The sequence below is a fragment of the Parasutterella excrementihominis YIT 11859 genome (assembly GCF_000205025.1).
Lineage (GTDB): Bacteria > Pseudomonadota > Gammaproteobacteria > Burkholderiales > Burkholderiaceae_F > Parasutterella > Parasutterella excrementihominis.
The window spans coordinates 93,464-111,552 of the sequence record NZ_GL883760.1 but is presented as its reverse complement, the minus strand read 5'-3'; the positions used below and the strand labels follow the sequence as shown (position 1 = coordinate 111,552).

17 protein-coding genes are annotated in these 18,089 nt (G+C 52.0%); 4 read left to right on the top strand and 13 right to left on the bottom strand.

Translation table 11 applies throughout. The features are described from left to right. Positions 1-71 precede the first annotated feature (71 nt). Positions 72-1,286, top strand: coding sequence for a [FeFe] hydrogenase H-cluster maturation GTPase HydF (gene hydF, locus HMPREF9439_RS11910; protein ID WP_008810228.1), 1,215 nt, complete (start codon positions 72-74; stop codon positions 1,284-1,286). A 35-nt stretch (positions 1,287-1,321) separates the two neighbouring features. Here hydF and HMPREF9439_RS11905 read toward each other — a convergent pair whose 3' ends face one another. Further along, positions 1,322-2,950 carry a peptide chain release factor 3 gene (locus HMPREF9439_RS11905; protein ID WP_008865030.1) on the bottom strand — a complete coding sequence of 543 codons (1,629 nt, stop codon included), beginning with the start codon at positions 2,948-2,950 and terminating at the stop codon, positions 1,322-1,324. A 154-nt stretch (positions 2,951-3,104) separates the two neighbouring features. Here HMPREF9439_RS11905 and HMPREF9439_RS11900 point away from each other — a divergent pair, with 154 nt between their 5' ends. After that, positions 3,105-4,394: a solute carrier family 23 protein gene (locus tag HMPREF9439_RS11900; RefSeq protein ID WP_008810226.1), complete on the top strand. Its 1,290-nt coding sequence runs from the start codon at positions 3,105-3,107 to the stop codon at positions 4,392-4,394. 138 nt (positions 4,395-4,532) lie between these two features. Next, positions 4,533-5,519, top strand: coding sequence for an A/G-specific adenine glycosylase (gene mutY, locus HMPREF9439_RS11895; RefSeq protein WP_008810225.1), 987 nt, complete (start codon positions 4,533-4,535; stop codon positions 5,517-5,519). Here the strand turns inward: mutY and rapZ are convergent. The 10 genes from rapZ to HMPREF9439_RS11845 form a co-directional block, all read right to left on the bottom strand. Continuing rightward, a complete protein-coding gene (gene rapZ, locus HMPREF9439_RS11890; RefSeq protein ID WP_008810224.1) occupies positions 5,516-6,385 on the bottom strand; it encodes an RNase adapter RapZ in 870 nt (289 codons plus the stop codon). The two genes, mutY and rapZ, sit on opposite strands and share 4 nt — an antisense overlap. A 13-nt stretch (positions 6,386-6,398) precedes the next feature. Further along, positions 6,399-7,337, bottom strand: a complete 939-nt coding sequence (gene hprK, locus HMPREF9439_RS11885; protein WP_008810223.1) for an HPr(Ser) kinase/phosphatase — start codon at positions 7,335-7,337, stop codon at positions 6,399-6,401. Positions 7,338-7,356: 19 nt separating this feature from the next. Next, positions 7,357-7,833 carry a PTS sugar transporter subunit IIA gene (locus HMPREF9439_RS11880; protein WP_008810222.1) on the bottom strand — a complete coding sequence of 159 codons (477 nt, stop codon included), beginning with the start codon at positions 7,831-7,833 and terminating at the stop codon, positions 7,357-7,359. Between the two features lie 48 nt (positions 7,834-7,881). Next, positions 7,882-9,240 (bottom strand): RNA polymerase factor sigma-54, encoded by a 1,359-nt coding sequence (gene rpoN / locus HMPREF9439_RS11875; RefSeq protein WP_008810221.1) that lies wholly within the window; start codon positions 9,238-9,240, stop codon positions 7,882-7,884. 10 nt (positions 9,241-9,250) lie between these two features. After that, positions 9,251-10,024: an LPS export ABC transporter ATP-binding protein gene (lptB, locus tag HMPREF9439_RS11870; protein ID WP_008810220.1), complete on the bottom strand. Its 774-nt coding sequence runs from the start codon at positions 10,022-10,024 to the stop codon at positions 9,251-9,253. Next, positions 10,021-10,614 carry a lipopolysaccharide transport periplasmic protein LptA gene (lptA, locus tag HMPREF9439_RS11865; protein ID WP_008865029.1) on the bottom strand — a complete coding sequence of 198 codons (594 nt, stop codon included), beginning with the start codon at positions 10,612-10,614 and terminating at the stop codon, positions 10,021-10,023. Before lptA ends, lptB begins: the two co-directional genes overlap by 4 nt. Positions 10,615-10,748: 134 nt before the next feature. Further along, entirely contained in the window at positions 10,749-11,342 is a 594-nt protein-coding gene (gene lptC, locus HMPREF9439_RS11860) for an LPS export ABC transporter periplasmic protein LptC (RefSeq protein ID WP_008810218.1), read from the bottom strand. A 3-nt stretch (positions 11,343-11,345) separates the two neighbouring features. Beyond that, entirely contained in the window at positions 11,346-11,876 is a 531-nt protein-coding gene (locus HMPREF9439_RS11855; RefSeq protein WP_008865028.1) for a KdsC family phosphatase, read from the bottom strand. Beyond that, on the bottom strand, positions 11,876-12,859 hold the full coding sequence (locus HMPREF9439_RS11850) for a KpsF/GutQ family sugar-phosphate isomerase (RefSeq protein WP_008810216.1): 984 nt from the start codon (positions 12,857-12,859) through the stop codon (positions 11,876-11,878). The genes HMPREF9439_RS11855 and HMPREF9439_RS11850 overlap by 1 nt, the downstream gene beginning before the upstream one ends. Positions 12,860-13,039: 180 nt before the next feature. Beyond that, entirely contained in the window at positions 13,040-13,768 is a 729-nt protein-coding gene (locus HMPREF9439_RS11845; protein ID WP_040603677.1) for an amino acid ABC transporter ATP-binding protein, read from the bottom strand. Between the two features lie 255 nt (positions 13,769-14,023). Here HMPREF9439_RS11845 and HMPREF9439_RS11840 point away from each other — a divergent pair, with 255 nt between their 5' ends. Beyond that, a complete protein-coding gene (locus HMPREF9439_RS11840) occupies positions 14,024-14,449 on the top strand; it encodes an acyl-CoA thioesterase (protein WP_008865026.1) in 426 nt (141 codons plus the stop codon). Between the two features lie 4 nt (positions 14,450-14,453). On the opposite strand, the gene HMPREF9439_RS11835 is transcribed toward HMPREF9439_RS11840, so the two are convergent. Then, positions 14,454-15,209, bottom strand: coding sequence for an enoyl-CoA hydratase-related protein (locus tag HMPREF9439_RS11835; protein ID WP_008810213.1), 756 nt, complete (start codon positions 15,207-15,209; stop codon positions 14,454-14,456). A 63-nt stretch (positions 15,210-15,272) separates the two neighbouring features. Then, complete coding sequence (locus HMPREF9439_RS11830; protein ID WP_008865024.1) at positions 15,273-17,954, bottom strand: bifunctional acetate--CoA ligase family protein/GNAT family N-acetyltransferase; 2,682 nt, start codon at positions 17,952-17,954, stop codon at positions 15,273-15,275. Between the last annotated feature and the right edge of the window lie 135 nt (positions 17,955-18,089).

Below are 18,089 nucleotides of genomic sequence, written 5' to 3'. Positions count from 1 at the left end.
AGGGGTAGGTGAAAGCTTCCCCTACTCGATTCGCCTATCCATCTAGAATCTCGGAAAACAGAGGAATTGTCATGGCAGAGATGAATCAGACCCCAAAAGGGATGCGTGTCCACATTGGTATTTTCGGCAGAAGAAACGCCGGTAAGTCGAGTGTGATCAACGCGCTGACCAAACAAAACATTGCGCTTGTCAGCGACGTTGCCGGTACGACCACAGATCCGGTGTTTAAAGCGATGGAAATCCTGCCTCTGGGGCCGGTGATGATCATTGATACCGCCGGCATCGACGATATCGGAGATCTGGGCAAACTTAGGATCGGCAAAACTAAAGAAGTCATGACAAAGACCGACGTCGCGGTCATTGTGATTGACGCTGCCAATGACGTTTCTGACTTTGAACGTTCCTTAGTTTCTGAGTTTAAAAAACTGGGGACGACCTACATCCTCGCAGCCAACAAGATTGAAACGGTCGCCGATCCTGCCGAGCGGATTGCTTTTTTGGACAAGGCTTTCGGAGAAAAGGTCGTCCCAATCAGCGCGCTTAAGAAAAAAGGCATTGATGAGCTGCGTTCGCTTATCGTCAAAACGGCACCGGAAGCCTTCGAAGACGGGCCTATGCTAAGAGATCTCGTTAAAGAAGGTGATACCGTCGTACTTTGCGTTCCCATCGATACAGCTGCTCCTAAGGGCCGAATCATTCTTCCTCAGGTCCACGCCATCCGGGATATTTTGGATGCTAATGCAAAGGCAGTTGTCGTCAAAGAGAATCAACTGGCCGAACAGCTTGATAATCTCAAGGAGCCGCCTGCATTGGTGGTTACGGACAGCCAAGTCTTTGCAAAAGCAGATCGCGCGGTGCCTAAAGAAATTCCTCTTACGTCTTTTTCCATTCTCATGGCGCGTCAAAAGGGCAACCTAAGCGGATTAGCCGCTGGTGCCAAAGCGGTGGAAAATTTAAAGCCGGGCGATAAAGTTTTGATTGCGGAAGCCTGTACTCATGTCTGTCAGGCAGAAGATATCGGCAGGGTCAAAATACCGGCTTGGCTGAATAAGAAAGTAGGCGGCGAACTGAACTATGAGTGGTATACGGGAGACTCTTTCCCGGAAGATGTTTCTTCTTATAAGCTTGTGATTCACTGCGGCGCGTGCATGATTAACCGCCGAGCCATGCTGAGCCGACAAAAGAAATGCGCCGAGACCGGAGTTTCGATCGTCAATTACGGAGTCCTGATTTCTTACTTACACGGAATCATGGACCGCGCCATGTCGCCGATGAAAGACAACTAAAAGGCAAGAGCCCGGAATTTCCGGGCTCTGCGCATTTAGATATCGAGGTCGACGTCTGTGTGTTTTAGCTTCTGACCGTGCTCACGGGTCACGTGGAAAGTGACCTGAGGCCAATGTTTCTGCGTTGTCTGCAGATTGTAGATGCTTGTGGCAAGGTAAACGGTGTTGCCGTCTGCATCCTTGGCTAGACGCATTCCCTGTTCCTTCTCAAAATCCTTGCGTGTCTGCTCGTCGGGGTAAGTCACCCAACGTGCCGTAGAAACAGATGTGTTTTCGTAGATCGCGTCGACGTTGTATTCCGTCGCTAAGCGCTGGGCTACGATTTCGAACTGTAGCTGCCCGACAGCGCCGAGGTAAAGGTTGCCGAGTTCATCTTCAAACACCTGAATCGCACCTTCTTCACCGAGTTCTTTCAAGCCTTTATGGAGCTGTTTGGCTTTGAAAGGGTCTTTCGGACGAGCACTGCGGAACAGTTCCGGAGCGAAGTATGGAATACCGGTGAAGCCGAGCACTTCGCCTTGCGTAAGCGTGTCGCCGATGTGCAGCTGGCCGTGGTTGTAGATACCGATGATGTCGCCGGCAACGGCGTTTGTCATCAGCACGCGGTCGTTGGCCATGAAGGTAAGGGCATTCGGGATCTTCATTTCTTTGCCTTCTCGGACATGAAACACTTTCATACCCGGCTGGTATTCGCCGGAGCAGACGCGGAAGAAGGCAATACGGTCGCGGTGCTTCGGATCCATGTTTGCCTGAATCTTGAACACAAAGCCAGAGAACTTGGCTTCATCGGGTTCAACCATACGCTTTCCGGCGTCGCGAGGCTGAGGCGTTGGAGCCCAATTTACCAGGGCATTCAACACGTCCTCGACACCGAAGTTGTTGACACCGGAGCCGAAGAAAACCGGTGTCTGGGAGCCTTCCAAGAACCGTTCAAGAGAGAACGGCTCACTGGCGCCTTGAATGAGTTCGATGCTTTCGCGAACGTAATCCATTTCCAGCGGAAAAAGTTCGTCGAGGCGAGGATTGCCCAGTCCTTCGATCACTTCAACGTCGTCGGAGAGTTTTTCTCCCCCTGGGGTGAAGCGCTTCATGCGGTTATCGAGCAGGGAGAAGACGCCGCGGAATGTTTTTCCCATGCCGACAGGCCAGGTGATCGGGGCACAGTCGATCTTCAAAACATTTTCAATCTCGCCGAGCAAGTCAATCGGATCCTGAACCTCGCGGTCGAGTTTGTTGATGAACGTAATGATCGGAGTCTTGCGCATACGGCAGACTTCAAGCAGTTTGATGGTTTGAGCTTCCACGCCTTTGGCAGCATCGATGACCATGACGGCGCAGTCCACTGCCGTTAAGACGCGGTAGGTATCCTCCGAGAAGTCTTCGTGTCCCGGGGTATCCAGTAAGTTGATGACGTGATCGTTGTATTCAAACTGCATTACCGAGCTGGTGACGGAAATACCGCGCTGCTTTTCAACTTCCATCCAGTCACTGGTTGCATGACGGCCTGCCTTTCGGCCCTTCACGGCTCCGGCCATCTGAATAGCTCCGCCGAAAAGCAGAAGCTTTTCCGTCAATGTCGTTTTACCAGCGTCGGGGTGAGAGATGATTGCGAAGGTTCTCCGCCTCTTTACTTGTTTCTGTGCCTGTGGACTTAGCAAAGCCATTTTGTTCAGAATCCTATACTTATCTGTAGCCGAGAATTGTAGATCAAAGGATGGATATTCAAATGTCAATGAATGAAAAAGTGAGGGTTTATGAACGAAATTTAACTAATTGAGCTACTAAAATTACCAGGATTAATTCCTAGAGACTCTCCCAATGACACAAAACTACTTTCCACGTTGGAAAGTCAAGACGGAAGGCACAATTGCGCCTGACGAAACACTTCCTCTTGGCCAAACCCTGGCAATGGGTATCCAACACGTCGTCATCATGTTCGGTTCCACGGTGCTCGCACCGCTGATTATGGGTTTGGATCCCAATGTCGCGATTTTCATGAGCGGCGTCGGAACGCTTTTATTCTTTTTAATTGTTGGCGGCCGAGTTCCGAGCTATTTGGGCTCCAGCTTCGCTTTCATCGGTGTGGTCATTGCGGCCACGGGCTATGCCGGCACAGGCCTTAATCCCAACATTCCGATCGCCATGGGCGGTGTGATTGCTTGCGGTGTTGTGTACGCGCTTGTAGGTCTAATCGTAATGTGGACCGGAGTGGGCTGGATTGAACGCCTGATGCCCCCGGTTGTGACCGGTGCCATTGTGATGACGATTGGTCTGAACCTCGCTCCGGTTGCCGTTAAAGGCATGGGCGCTACCAACTTTGAACAATGGTATGCGGCTGTAGCGGTCCTGATCATGGGTTTTGTCGCTGTTTACCTACGAGGATTCCTGCAGAAGCTGCTGATTCTCGTGGGTATTGTGATTGCTTATATCCTTTACTGGCTGCTCACCAATGTAATGGCTCTAGGCAAGCCGATTGACTTCCAGCCGCTGATTAATGCCAGTTGGGTTGGAGTTCCCAATTTCTCCGCTCCGGTTTTCCAGCCTGAAGCTATGATCCTGATCGTTCCGGTGGTTGTGATTCTGATCGCTGAAAACCTTGGGCATATCAAAGCTGTCAACGTGATGACGCACCGCAACCTCGACCCGTATATCGGCCGCAGCTTCTTCGGCGACGGTCTAGCAACGATCCTTGCCGGTTTTGTCGGCGGTCCCGGTGTGACGACCTACGGTGAAAACATCGGTGTGATGGCTGCAACCCGTGTGTACTCCACATTAATCTTCCCAGTTGCCGGCTGCTTTGCTATTTTGCTTAGCTTCTCTCCGAAGTTCGGCGCCTTGATTCAAACGATTCCAGGACCGCTACTAGGCGCTGTTTCGGTTATTGTTTTTGGTTTTATTGCTGCAGCCGGTGTGCGTATCATGATCGAAAACCAGATTGATCTGGCTTCCAGCAAGAATCTGATCGTGACGGCTGTTACGCTGATTATAGGTGCCGGGGATTTCTCGCTGAAAATTGGCGGATTCGGTTTGGGCGGAATCGGAACAGCAACCATTGCGGCCATTCTGCTGAACCTGATCATGGAAGATAAGAAACTCAAAAAAGAGTAACGTTTTTCTGAGTGATTTTGAAGACGGTTTTTCGGCATTGAGCGATCGGCTCAATGCCGTGAAAACCGTTTTTTGTTGTAGATTGCAGTCGTTATGGAATGCAGAGTGCGACCGAACACATTGTTTTGAGGTAGTTGAATGGACAGCAATTTTGCCGAGAGACTCATTGCCTGGCAAAAGGAATACGGAAGAAACAATCTGCCTTGGCAGCAAAGTCATGATCCTTACGTGCGCTGGCTTGCGGAAATCATGCTCCAGCAGACGCAGGTTAAGACTGTCATTCCTTATTTCAATCGCTTTATGGAAAGGTTTTCGACGGTTCAAGCTCTTGCCGAAGCTCCAGAGGAAGAGGTCATGAAGCTCTGGGCGGGTCTTGGGTATTACAGCCGCGCCAGAAACCTTCACAAATGTGCAAAAGAAGTTCAGCAGCGTTTTGGCGGCTGCTTCCCCATTGAGCTTGTGGATCTGGAGTCGCTTCCCGGTATTGGTGTCTCGACGGCCGCAGCAATTCGCAGCGCGGCAACGGATGAGCCTTGCGCTATTCTTGATGGGAATGTGAAGCGCGTGCTGGCACGTCACAGCATGATCGGCAAGGGTTTGACGCCGAGCGAGGCTGAAAAGCGGCTGTGGGCGGATGCGCGTGCCAAAACGCCTCAACGGGAAGGGCGCACCTACGCTCAAGCAGTCATGGATCTTGGCGCGACTGTCTGCACACGGACTAAGCCGCTGTGTTTTCTGTGTCCTGTCAACCAAGACTGCAAGGCTTTTCTTGCGGACTGCCAGCTGGAATATCCAATAAAGAAGGTTAGGGCACGGGTGCCGGAGGAGATATTGAATCTTGCTGTCTATACCGACGGAAAAGAAGTTTATTTGGTAAGAAAGACCGAACGCTACTGGAAGGGGCTGTGGACTCTTCCGGAGCTTTGTGAGGAAGACGCCGAGAAACCGGAAGCGGTTCTTCCGGTCGTCGAGCATCGACTGACGCACCTTCTGCTCAAGATTTATCCTGTTCGGCTCCCGATGCCCGAAGAAGTTCCTGCCGAGTGGAGAGTTTTTACGAAGGAGCAAATCGAGAGGGAAGCGCTTCCGACGCCGATTCGAAAACTCTTATTGGAAATTCTCTAATCTTTGGATGCGACGGCGTCCAAAGTACGGTGGCGGACGATGACGCCTTCGTACAGTTTCGAAAAGTGTCGAGCCAGCGTTTCGGCGATGTAGACGGAACGGTGCTGACCGCCGGTGCAGCCGATCGAGACCGTAAGATAGTGTCGGTTCTGAGCTTCGTAAGACGGGAGCCATTTCTCCACGAAGTTCTGAATATCGGAAATCATTTCCTGAACTTCGGGTTTTGAACGCAAGTAATCAATCACCGGCTGGTCCTTGCCGGTGTACTTTCGAAGATCTTCTTCCCAGTAAGGGTTAGGCAGACAGCGGACGTCAAAAACGAGGTCGCTCGCCATCGGAAGACCGCGCTTAAATCCAAAGGACTCAAACGTCAGGAGGATACGGCCCTTCTTCGCTCTGACGAAATTACGGATCCAGTGGTTCAGCGTATTGGGCAGCATGCCGGTCGTGTCGATGATGTGAGAAAAGCCGACAAAAGGCTCCAGCATTTTCCGCTCTTTTTCAATGGCCTCGACTAAAGTTTCGGGGCCGGAGGCGGAACGCTGCGATAAGGGATGCTGACGGCGTGTCTCGGAGTATCTCTGAACGAGCGCATCGGTGGAAGCAGTTAAACACAGCACGCGGATATCAACGTTGTGTTCTTTTAGTGTTTTGAAGCTCTTGGAAATTTCCGGGATGGAGGCGTCGCTGCGCGAGTCCAAAGAAACCGCCAATAGGTCTCGGCCGACGGAATGGAGATGCTCGGCGACCGGTACCAAATAGTTGCCCGGCAGATTGTCGATGCAGTAATAGCCAAGGTCTTCGAGCTGCCTTAATGCAATGGATTTCCCGCTGCCGGAAAGTCCCGTGACGACAATAAGCTGCATATCCGTTTAACGGTTAAAAACCGTCCTCCTGCTCCATGAGTTTACGTTGGCGATCAAAGAATTCCTGAATGGTGTTGATGCCTCTGAGCTGAAGAATAGCACTGCGCACGGCTGCTTCAACGAGGACGGCTAAGTTTCGGCCGCCGCCAACGGGAATAATCATTTTGCGAATGGGCTGTCCGAGAACTTCGGTAAAGAGTTCGGTTTCGGGCAGGCGTTCCATCAGTTCGCCCTGATCAAACTGTTTCAGTTCGGCGACGAGGTTCAGACGCATCTTTCTGCGCACTGAAGTCTCTCCGAAAATCGTTTTGATATCCAGCAGGCCGATTCCGCGAACTTCAAGGAGATTTGCCAAAAGGGCAGGAGCAGAGCCTTCAACCCAGTCGGGTGCTCTCTGAATGAAATCAACGACGTCGTCGGCTACTAGGCCGTGGCCGCGCGTGACGAGCTCCAAGCCGAGTTCGCTTTTACCGATGCCGCTTTGGCCGGAAAGCAGAATGCCCATGCCGAATACATCCATGAAGACGCCGTGCATGGAACAGCTCGGTGCAAGGAGCTTAACGATATTGTGACGGACAAATGTCAAAACCTTTTCCGGCGGCTCGGAGGTCCCGAAGACCGGCAGATTGGTATCGATCAGCGGTTGAATCATGTCGTCCGGAAGCGCCAGGTCCAGACAAACAACCAAACCTAAGGACTTGTTATCGACAAGTTTTTGCAGAAAACCGATGCGGGCATCGTGCGAGATCTGGTTAAAAAACTCTATTTCCGCCGGCCCGATGATGTGAAGTCGGTCAGGATGAATAATGTTCAAGAAGCCGACACACAGAGTAGGGTACTGTTTTGCTTTTTCTGTCAGGAAAAGCTTCTCGTTGGCATGTGACTGACCGTACAACCAACTGATATTGAACTTCTTTTTGCAAAGGTTGAAAAGCTGTTGGTAGGTTGCCATGGTTGTCGGACCTGAATATTTAAGCCTTATCGGAGGGCTGGACGCTGCACCAGCTTCTTAAAGTGCCGCAGAATGTATCCGCAGAGGAAGCGGCTAAAAGTTTTTCGCGCAGCGTATCATCGGAAAAAACTTCGGCGGCGGAAGCTAAAAGCGCCAAATGTTCGCTTGCGGCCTCTTCCGGAGCAATGAGGAAGAAAAAGGCGCTGACTGCCGGTTCGCCGGGACGGTCGCTCTCAAGTTCACCGTGCAGCTTTACAAACAGGCAGCACGGTTCTTTAATGTTCGGGAGACGGCAGTGAGGAAGCGCGATGCCGTGATCGAGGTAGGTTGACCCCAATCGCTCACGGGCAAACAAGCCGTCGAAAATCTCTTTCCTGTCGAGACCGTAGATCAGGCTCAGTGTTTGGGAAGCCTGTTCAAAGATTCGTTTTTTACTGCTGGGAGAGATTCCGAGCAACACATTGTCTGGTTTTAACAGACTGCACAAACCGTTCATAAGATTGACATAACTTTTGACAGCCTTCCATTCTAAAGCACATCCGCTTTAGTCGAGATTTTTTCGTTCGGAGGCGGGGGCAATCCCGAGGGATTCACGATACTTGGCTACTGTTCGGCGTGCTACGGCAAATCCTTGCTGTTCAAGCGCAGAAGCAAGTTTGGCATCCGACAGCGGCTTGGCCTTTGGCTCTTGGTCGACAAGGCGTTTCAACGCGGCCTTAACGGAGGCGGCAGAGGCTGCCTCGCCGCTGTCCGAAGGTCCTACGGAAGAGCTGAAGAAATATTTCAGTTCAAACACCCCGAGCGGACAGATAAGGTACTTGCCGCTGCACGCACGGGAGACCGTGGATTCATGCAGCTCGGTTTCATCGGCAATTTGACGAAGCACCAGGGGACGAAGCGCGGAAGGACCTTTATCAAAAAAAGCCTCCTGATGCGCCAAAATCGCTCGGGCAACCTTGAGCAGCGTTTTTTCCCGCTGCTCAATGCTGTGCAGCAGTTCTCGGGCTTCCGTGAGGCGACCTTTCCAAAGCTGCATTGTTTCTTTATCTTTGCTTTGGACGACAGCTTGTGCATAAGTATCATTCAAACGGATTTTTGAACCCAATCGGCTGATCAGCCGCACAGTCCAGCGGCCTTGAACTTTAGTTACGGCAATTTCCGGAATGATGAAATTAATTTTGTCGGCAGAAAACTCAGCGGCAGGCCGAGGCGTCAGTCGGCTGATCACTTCGAGAACGGATTTAATCTCCTCTGTGGAGCACCCGAGCTTGTTTTTGAGCTCGTCGTAACGATGCTTTGCAACGAGGGTCAGATGATCCCGAAGCGTTGCTTCCGTCAGTTTTGCAAGCTCAGTACCAACGAGCTTGCGGTTGAGCAAGTGCTTCAGCTGCAGAAGCAGGGAGTCGTTGGCGTCCTTTGCGCCGATGCCGGGCGGATCGAAGCTTTGCAAAAGGGAAAGGGCGACATGCCAGTCTTCCAGCTCTGTTTCATCTTTCGGGAAGGGTGCGCTTTGTGAGATTTCCTCTAGACTTTCCGGAAGAAAACCGTCATTGTCGAGACAGCCGATAAGCCAGCGCAGAAGGCCGGAATCTTTTTCAGAAAGCGGCAGGCAGCCGGCCTGTTCAAGAAGGTGGCTTGAAAGTGTTTTTTCGGCCGGCGTTTCCCACTCTTCAGGGTCGTCTCCTTCGGCGTTCCAGTAGAGCTCTTGGTCGCCTTCCGATGTATTGCCCTCAGAGACTTCTTCCGAGGATTCGCAAATTTCGAGAAGAGGATTGTCCTCAAGGGCATCGTTGATCTTCTGGGACAGTTCCAAAGTGGAGAGCTGGAGCACCTGAAGCGTCTGCCGCATCTTCGGCGTAAGAGTGAGGTGCTGGCTCGGAACCAGATTTAGCGATGCCGCCATGACGCAGCTCCTACATTGTGAAGTTATCGCCTAAGTAAGCGTTGCGGACCTGCGGATTTTCAACGATGGCTTCCGGCTTGCCCTGTGCAAGGACGCTGCCGTTGCTGATGATGTAAGCGTGGTCGCAAATCCCCAAGGTTTCTCGAACATTGTGGTCGGTGATCAAAACACCGATGCCTCTTTCCTTCAGGAAATGCACGATACGCTGAATTTCAATCACCGCAATCGGGTCGACGCCGGCAAACGGTTCGTCGAGCAAAATAAAACGAGGACGAGCGGCCAAGGCGCGAGCGATTTCGGTACGACGGCGCTCACCGCCCGAGACTGTTGGTGCCAGGTTCTTACGAATACCGGTGATCTGAAGTTCGTTCAAAAGCTTTTCAAGTTCTTCCTTGATCTGTTTCTTGGTGAACGGACTGCCGTCTTCGTTGGTCTGCAGCTCAAGAATGGCCTGAATATTTTCTTCGACCGTCAGCGTTCTGAAAACACTGTTTTCCTGCGGAAGGTAAGTAATTCCGATGCGGGCGCGCTTGTAAATGGGGAGGTGCTGAATCGACTCTCCGTTCAGAAGAATCTGTCCTCCGTTGGCTGCCACTAGCCCCACGATCATATAGAACGTCGTGGTCTTACCGGCGCCGTTCGGGCCTAAAAGACCGACGACCTCACCGCTTTTGATGGACAAGGACACGTCTTTGACGACGGTTCTCGGTCCGTAAATTTTCTTGAGGTTTTTGACCTCAAGCACATTGGTTTGATGCTTCTGCAGGTTTACTCCGTCTGTCATGGAGAGACTCTCCTGCTGCCCTGAAGTTCAAGCGGCTTGCCTGCGTCCATATTGGAGTCGCGGGGCGCAATGACGGTAGAGACACGGCCCGAGGGGCCTTTTGCCTTGTTGCCGTCAATAATTGCCGTTGAATTGGTCAGGTTATAAGTAATCTTGTCGCCCTTGCTTTCGTCTTTGAGGACACCGTTTTCGCTGCGTGCGACTTCGGCGCGATGCGTCAGAATCAGCACATTGCGTTTTTCGTCATAAGTGAGCTCGTTACCCTTGCCGTGCATCCATTCTTCAACGCCGGGCGTTTTTTGATCACGGCGCTGTTTGAAGGTCACCAGTTTGCCTTTCAAGGGCGTCATAACAGCGTGGCGGTAACCCTGCGGATCAACGGTAAGTACGAGCTTGTTGCCGTGAATCTCTAAGGTTCCTTGGTGAACTGCAACGTCCCCCGTATAAATTGCGACTTGCTTGACATCGTCGCCGTCAAATTTATCGGAAAAGATTTGGATTGGCTGTTCGGAGTCGGCTGTTTCAGCGTGTGCCGTACCGAAGGAAAGCAGCCCGAGTGCGCAAAAGAACCAGATCGGGAGAAGCTTCATTTTTGTGTAATCAGTGACGGAAGTTTAAGCAGTTAGGACATTCTATCTTACTCGCGCGGTCAAGCGAAAGCCGAGAACAAATCAGCCGCGAAACGAGCTTTAGAAAGTCGGAACGCGGTCGTTGTCAGAAGAGGTTAAGGCTGCTTGCGCTCAACCTCTTTCACAGTTTTGGGCTGAATGACGGTCTGAACTCTGGAACGAAGTTTGAAGGTTCGGTCGACATTGTCGTAATCCATTCCAATACCGTGAGAAGTGTCTTCTCCGCGAGTGAGCGCGACGGGCTTATCGGATTTATAAGTGTCCGTGTCCGGATAGGCATCGAGCTGAGAGGTCAGAAGGCGACTCGCCGGGGCGTCTTTAGTGGCCGCCTGACGAATGTCCACATTGTTGTAGAAATGAATCACAGCGCCTCCGTCCACCATTGTGGCTCGGTCGGACTTCGCAGTGATTTGGGCTTCATTCGGGTTGAGCGACGCATATTCAGGGAACTTCGCATTGGCGTGTCCGTCCGAGTAATGCTCGACTTCTTTGGCGAAGACCTTTGCTTTCGCGATTCCGTCATCGTCAAACTGAGTGATCGTGATGTCTCTTGCAATGAAGTCCGGTGAGTTCAGATCGGAAAGGTGCGTCACGTTCTCGAGTTCTGCTTTGACGGAATACCAGTAGCTCATGGCACAAAGCGTCACCAAAAGGGCAATAGCGATTAGAGAGGTCAGTCGGTCGCGCATAGCTTAAAGCTCAGTATTAAAACGTTTCATGACGGCTTCCTCAAAACGTCCCTGTGATTTCAGAATGAATTCTGCAAGTTCGCGGACGGCACCGTGACCGCCGGGGAAGCGAGAGACCCAGCAGGCTTTCTTCAGAGCCACGACAGAAGCGTCCGAGGGAGCGCAGGAGAGCGCCACCAGTGGGAAGAGGCACAAGTCGGGAATGTCGTCGCCCATATAAGCGGTTTCTTCCGGGGAGACGCCGGCTTGGCGGCAGATCTCGGCTAAGCCTTCGCGTTTGTCTTTTTGTCCCTGCATTAAAAGCGTAATGCCGAGTTCTTTCGCGCGTTCAATGACGATGTCGGACTGTCTGCCGGTGCAGATGGCAACCTGAATTCCGCAGTCCTGCAGGAACTTAATTCCGAGTCCGTCTCTGACGTAGAACTGCTTGAAGAGCTCGCCTTGTCCGGAAATGATGATGGAGCCGTCCGTCAGCACGCCGTCGACATCCAGGCAAACAAGCTTAATTTTTTTAGCAATCGCTTCTGCTTTCATCAGATTACCTTTGCGGTCATAAGGTCGTGGATGTGGAGCGCACCGATCAGCCGATCGCTGTCGTCGACAACCAGCAGCTGGTTTCTTAAAGTGCTGTTGAGAATTTTAGCGGCTTCAGCAGCCAATGCCTGAGGCTGGATCGTTGTGGGGTTAGGCGTCATCACATCGCGGATTTTCAGCGGACGGATATCGCCGACGCGCTCGATCAAGCGTCTTAAATCGCCTTCGGTAAAGATGCCTTTGACTTTATCAGTCTCGTCCACGATGGCGGTCATACCGATCTTTTTCTTCGTAATTTCTTTTACGGCGTCCAGTACTGTGGCATCAATGCGCACCACGGGAGTGGCTTCTCCGCTGCGCATAACATCCCTGACATGGGTAAGAAGGCGTCGTCCGAGCGCACCGCCCGGATGGGAGCGCGCAAAGTCTTCCGGTCCGAATCCTTTAGCGTCTAAACAGGCAACGGCTAAGGCGTCTCCCATGGCAAGTGTTGCGGTCGTAGAAGACGTCGGCGCTAAGTTCAAAGGACAAGCTTCTCGGGAAACATGCACATTGAGATTGACGGTCGCTTCCTTTGCCAGCGTGTTGTCATCGGAGCCCGTGATGGAAATCACCGGTGCGCCTTCGCGGATGACAGTCGGGATGATAGTCAGCAGCTCAGAGGTGGTGCCGGAGTAGGAAATGGCAATGACGACATCGTCTTTGGTGATCATACCCAGATCGCCGTGTGCGGCTTCTGCGGCATGGACGAAGAAAGCAGGGGATCCGGTTGAAGCCAGCGTGGCAGCAATCTTGCGTGCAATGTGGCCGCTTTTGCCGACGCCGCTGACGACAACGCGTCCCTTGCAGTTCAGAATCAGAGTGACGGCTTTTACAAAGGTCTCATCGAGTCTTCCTGCAATGGCTTCGAGCTCTTTTGCTTCTTCAAGAAGGACGTGACGTCCTAAGTTCAAAATTCCTTTTTCAGAAATCTCAGGTTTCATTCCTCTCTCCGAAGAGAAAGCGGCTCGCTTTCTCTTTCAATCATAAATCGGTGGTCGCGCAGGACGGAAAATTGAGTAGTTTTCGAGATACAAGAAGCCTGCGGTTTTCGTGCAAAACATTATAGAGACAGGAGTTTGAATCTGCCTGTCGTCTTACGCTCGGCAACAAAAAGAAGAAGGTTAGTGTTGCAGAATTTTTGCGAGGAAGCGCTGAGCTCTTTCGCTGCGCGGTGTAGAGAAAAACTCTTCCTTCGGAGCTTCTTCTACGATCTCTCCGGCGTCCATAAACACGACGCGGTCGGCCACCTTTCGGGCAAAACCCATTTCATGAGTGACGACCATCATGGTCATGCCGTCCTTGGCCAGATTGATCATGACATCGAGCACTTCGTTGATCATCTCCGGGTCAAGCGCAGAAGTCGGCTCGTCAAAGAGCATGCAGATCGGGTCCATCGCAAGAGCGCGGGCGATGGCTACACGCTGCTGCTGGCCGCCCGAAAGCTGAGGCGGAAACTTATCGGCTTGTTTAATCAAACCCACGCGGTCTAAGAGCTCCATGCCTCTTTTGTTTGCTTGATCGCGAGAACGCTTGAGGACCTTCATCTGAGCAAGCGTCAAATTGTTGCGGATGGTGAGGTGAGGAAAGAGCTCAAAGTGCTGAAAAACCATCCCCACGTGTGCTCTCAGCTTCGGAAGGTTTGTGTGGGGATCTCCGATATTGATGTTGTTTACGTAGATAGTGCCTTCCTGATAGTCCTCTAAACCGTTGACGGTTTTGATGAGCGTGGACTTACCTGAGCCCGAGGGTCCGCAGATGACGACCACCTCGCCTTTTTTGACGGAGGTGGAACAGTTCTTAAGAACTTGGAAATCTCCGTACCATTTACTGACGTTCTCGATCCTGATCATCTGCTCAATATCCTCTGCGCCTGCGCCTTCGCATGAGCCAAGGAGCAGGATGTTCTGCATTTATAAGTTAAATTCGATTTCCCATTTTAGCGAAATGCGCACCGAACCTCGGTTCTAAGAAATTGATTTACAGGTTCGACGCCTCTTTAGCGGCGACTCGGCGCAGGTAAGCAAAAACACCATACGGTCAGGACAATCCGGCAACTAAACGAATTAGAATTTTTGAGTCTTGAAACTTTGAAGAGAACAAAGAAAATGAAAAACTTAGTAGAAAAGCTGCCGGATCAGCAGCCCGCCTTACGGGTGATGGCCATGCCTCCGGATACCAATCAGTACGGAGACGTTTTCGGCGGCTGGATTATGAGTCAGGTCGACTTAGCGGGTTCCTCCATTGCTTCTCGCGTTGCAAACAGTCGAACCGCTACGGTGGCCGTGACAAGCTTCACATTCAAGGAGCCTGTCTGGGTCGGCGATGTTGTCTCGTTCTACGCAACGGTGCTTAAAGTCGGCACGACTTCCATCACGGTAGACGTCACTGTTTTTGCGGAAAGGCTGCACAAAGACAACCATCGTATTGTCAAAGTGACGGAGGCTCAGCTGGTTTTTGTGGCCTTAAATAAAGACGGGCGCCCTCAGCCCGTCTATAGAGCGGACAATCCGGCGCCCGAAAAAACAGAATAGAAAACTATTCAGCAAACTTCGGCTGACGTTTTTCCATGAAAGCGCTGAAAGCTTCCTTGCTTTCGGCGCTTCCTTCTAAATGGGAGGCCGCTTCTTCTTCAAGCTTGCGTTGTTCTGATAAACCGGACATATAGGCGGCTTTAAGCAGTCTCTTTGTGGCAACCATAGCCTCGGGCGGTAAGCAAGCCAGACGCAGCGCGGCGGCGCCGGCGACGGTCATGACTTTGTCGTCTTCAACGACATGGTTGACGAGCCCCATAGCGACAGCTTCGGCAGCAGAAATCGGTTCGGAAAGAAGTAGTTTCTGGGCGGCAAGTTTGTAGCCGCCGCTCTTTACGGCCAATAGGCTTACGCCGTAACGCGGCGTCTGTCCCAATGCCAAACCCGGCATAGAGAAAAGCGCATGTTCACCCGCGAAGACGAGATCGCAGTGATAAAGCATTGCGGCGCCCTGACCGACAGCAGGACCGCTCACGGCTGCAACGATCGGTTTAGAAAGTGCGTCGAGCGCGTCGATGACTTTCTGGAATTCACTAAAAATCTGCGTGTTTTCCGCCAGCTGCTCTTCAATATCCAGGCCTGCACAGAAGACATTGTTGTGTCCGCACAAAACGATGCTGCGTACACGGGTGTCATCGTTGAGTTCAAGGAACTCTCTGGCCAAATCCTTGCAGAGTTCGGAATTAAGAGTGTTTCGTTTTTCAGGGCGGTCGATTGCGATCTGCGCAATCTTGCCTTCAATCGTTGTAACAATCGGCATATCGTTTCCTTTAGAGTTCCGCTTATTTTGGCGCTTATATAGAGAGGCCGCGGGTTATTCTCACTAATTCGAGACTTTCACGTTATCCAGAGTAAAGAGATCGATATTCGGGTCGTCTTTGTCCGTCGTACGGACATAGCCCCGTTTGGCCATCATGCCGTGCATGTTTTCGTTGTCTTTGAGCACATAGCCCACGACCTTCTCTAATCCTCTGCGGCGAGCCTCCGCTTCAATTTCGTCCATGAGCAGCGTTGCGAGTCCTCGGCCGTGCCAATCGTCTCTGACTGAAATTCCGAACTCGGCGGACGTGCGGTTGGGCAGCTGGGACAGTCGAGCTTCGGCAATAATGTCGCCGGAGTCTGAGTTCGGATCCACGGCAAAAATAGAGAAGGAACGGTCGGGGTCGGAAGAAACCGCCGAAACGGCAATCGATTCCAGAGAACTCGTCAGGCTATGGAACCGCAGTCTGCGAGACTGATCGGAAAGGCTTCCTAGGTATTTCAAGAAGTTTTCTTTATCTTCCGGCGCCGAATACTTGATCTTAACTAACCCATACTTGCCGCGAACGTTTTTCTCAAAACTCGGACGATAAGGGAAGATCAAATGCGAGGCGTTTTCGTCTGCGGTCAGCGTATCGGATCCTATGACGCAGTGAGCATCTAAAACAATGGCATGACCTTTTCCGCAGAGAAGCGGATCGATGTCGATGGAACGGACGGCCGGCACTTCTACGGCAAGCTGCGAGAGGCGAATGAGTGCAGTCACAATCGGTTCCGGATCGCACGGAGGAAGTCCCTGGAAATCGCCTAAGAACGTCTTAAAGGGCTCAGAGGAGATCATGTCCCGCGCTTCTTTGAGCGAAAGCGGTGCAAAGTTAAAGGCGGTGCCTTTAAAAATCTTTCCGTAGAGGCCGCCGATACCCAGATAGACGATGGGGCCGAAATGACGGGTCAGTTTCATGCCGATGCGCAGTTCGCGGCGGTTGTCTGAATCAAGTGTTTTTTGAAGGAATACGCCTAAGCCTTCTTCGGGTTGGCCGAGATGGACGGCCCGCTCCGACATATTTTTCCAGGACCCTTTAAGTTCACGCTCATTGCGGATTCCCAGGATCACGCCCTTGGCGTCGCTTTTTGAAAGGACGCCGTTCATGCGGAGCTTCATAGCGACGGGGTAGCCTAACGCCCGTGCAGCTTCGATTGCTTCACCGAGTGAGCCGGCATAAATTCCGGCAGTGGTTTCGAAGCCGATGCCAGCCAGAAGACGTTTGCTCTCTTCTTCATAGAGGAGATGACGACCTTCTCGGCGGGCTGTTTGGATGATCTTGCGGGCGCTGGCAAAAAATGCCGGATCGGATGGAATAACAGAATAGCTTCCCGGAACGCCGTCGCTCTTAAATTTACGGAACTGCTCCATTAGACGAATCGCGCGGCAGGCCCCCTTCATGTCATTCATCGCTACGATACCGTTTTTGCGCAAGTACTTGATCGCCGGGAAATCGGATTCCGTTCCGATCCAAACCGTCACGGCCGGCTTCGAGGACTTTTTAAGAATGGGGACTAGCTTCTTGGCTAACTCCAGAGGATCAAACGAGGGATTCGTCACTACGCTCAGCACGATGCCTGAGCATTCCGGGCGATTGAGGAGGTAGTCGGTTAAGTCTACGATAGTCGCAGCGTCCATGTCCAAACCCATGTTGACCGGGTTGGCATAGGGGAAAGTGATTTTGTATTTGTCTCGGAGCTCTTTGGCGACCGTGCTGTCCGGTGTCGCTAAGCGCAGATCATTGTTATAAGCATGATCCGCCAACAGGGAATCGAGTCCCTTGCTGTTCACAAGTCCGTACAGTTCGCCGGAAGCCAGATCCTTACGCATGGCAAAGGCCTGAACTGCGTAATTCAATTCTTTAAGTGAGGTCACCAGGAGGGCGCCGGCACGCACTAACGCCCGCTTCATGACGCCGTCCTCATCTTCCCGCGCACCGCTGTTGTTAATGACAATGTCTGCGGAGCCCGGGGTCTGGCCGCCTTTTAGTAAGATTACCGGCTTGTTTGCTGCGGCTAATCGAATAGCGGACAGCAGTTTTCTCGGCTGCTGGAAAGACTCGAGGTAAAGAACGATACAGCGGGTTTTGCGGTCAAAGGCTAGCATATCCACGTAGTCGGCCACCGTGAGGACTTGTTCAAAGCCCGGGTCGATGACGTGGGAAAAACCGCACTGCGCATTGGTGACGTAATCAATAATGGTGCATGACAACCCCGGGGACTGACTGACGAGTCCGACCTCTCCGGCGGGAGGCAGAGAAGGGAGGTAACTCAGATTCAAGCCTTCGGAAGGCGTCATGAGGCCCAAAGACTGCGGGCCGACAATCCGCACCCCCGCAGCCGTCGTCTTGTTAATGGCCTCTAGAACAGGTTCGGTCAGGTCAGACTTCGGGAACCCTCCGCAGAGGAGGATGTTTTTGACGCCTTTTTTAAGGCAGTTTTCCAAGGCCTTCGGGTAAACCGACGGAGGGCAGACAAGGACGGCTAAATCTACATCTTCCTTAATGTCCGTTAGTGCCGCATAAGAAGTTTCACGGCCGATCGTTTTGTATTTCGGATTCACGGGAAAAAGCCTTGCTCGCGGCGAAGCGCTTTTGGCGATTTTCCAAATCAGCGTGCCGAAGCTTCCGCTTCTTGCGCTCGCTCCGATAATGGCGACGGAACGCGGATTAAACAGCGAATGCAGATAGTGATTGAAGTCCATGGTGTTGGCCGATCCAGAAGCCTGACGGAAGATTTAAGTCTAAATCAGGCGGGTAACTCTGTAGCGAAGAATGTCTCAAAAATGCCAAATGCGTCTGCAGATTTTTTCGCATCCGAATAAGATTAGAAGCTCAAA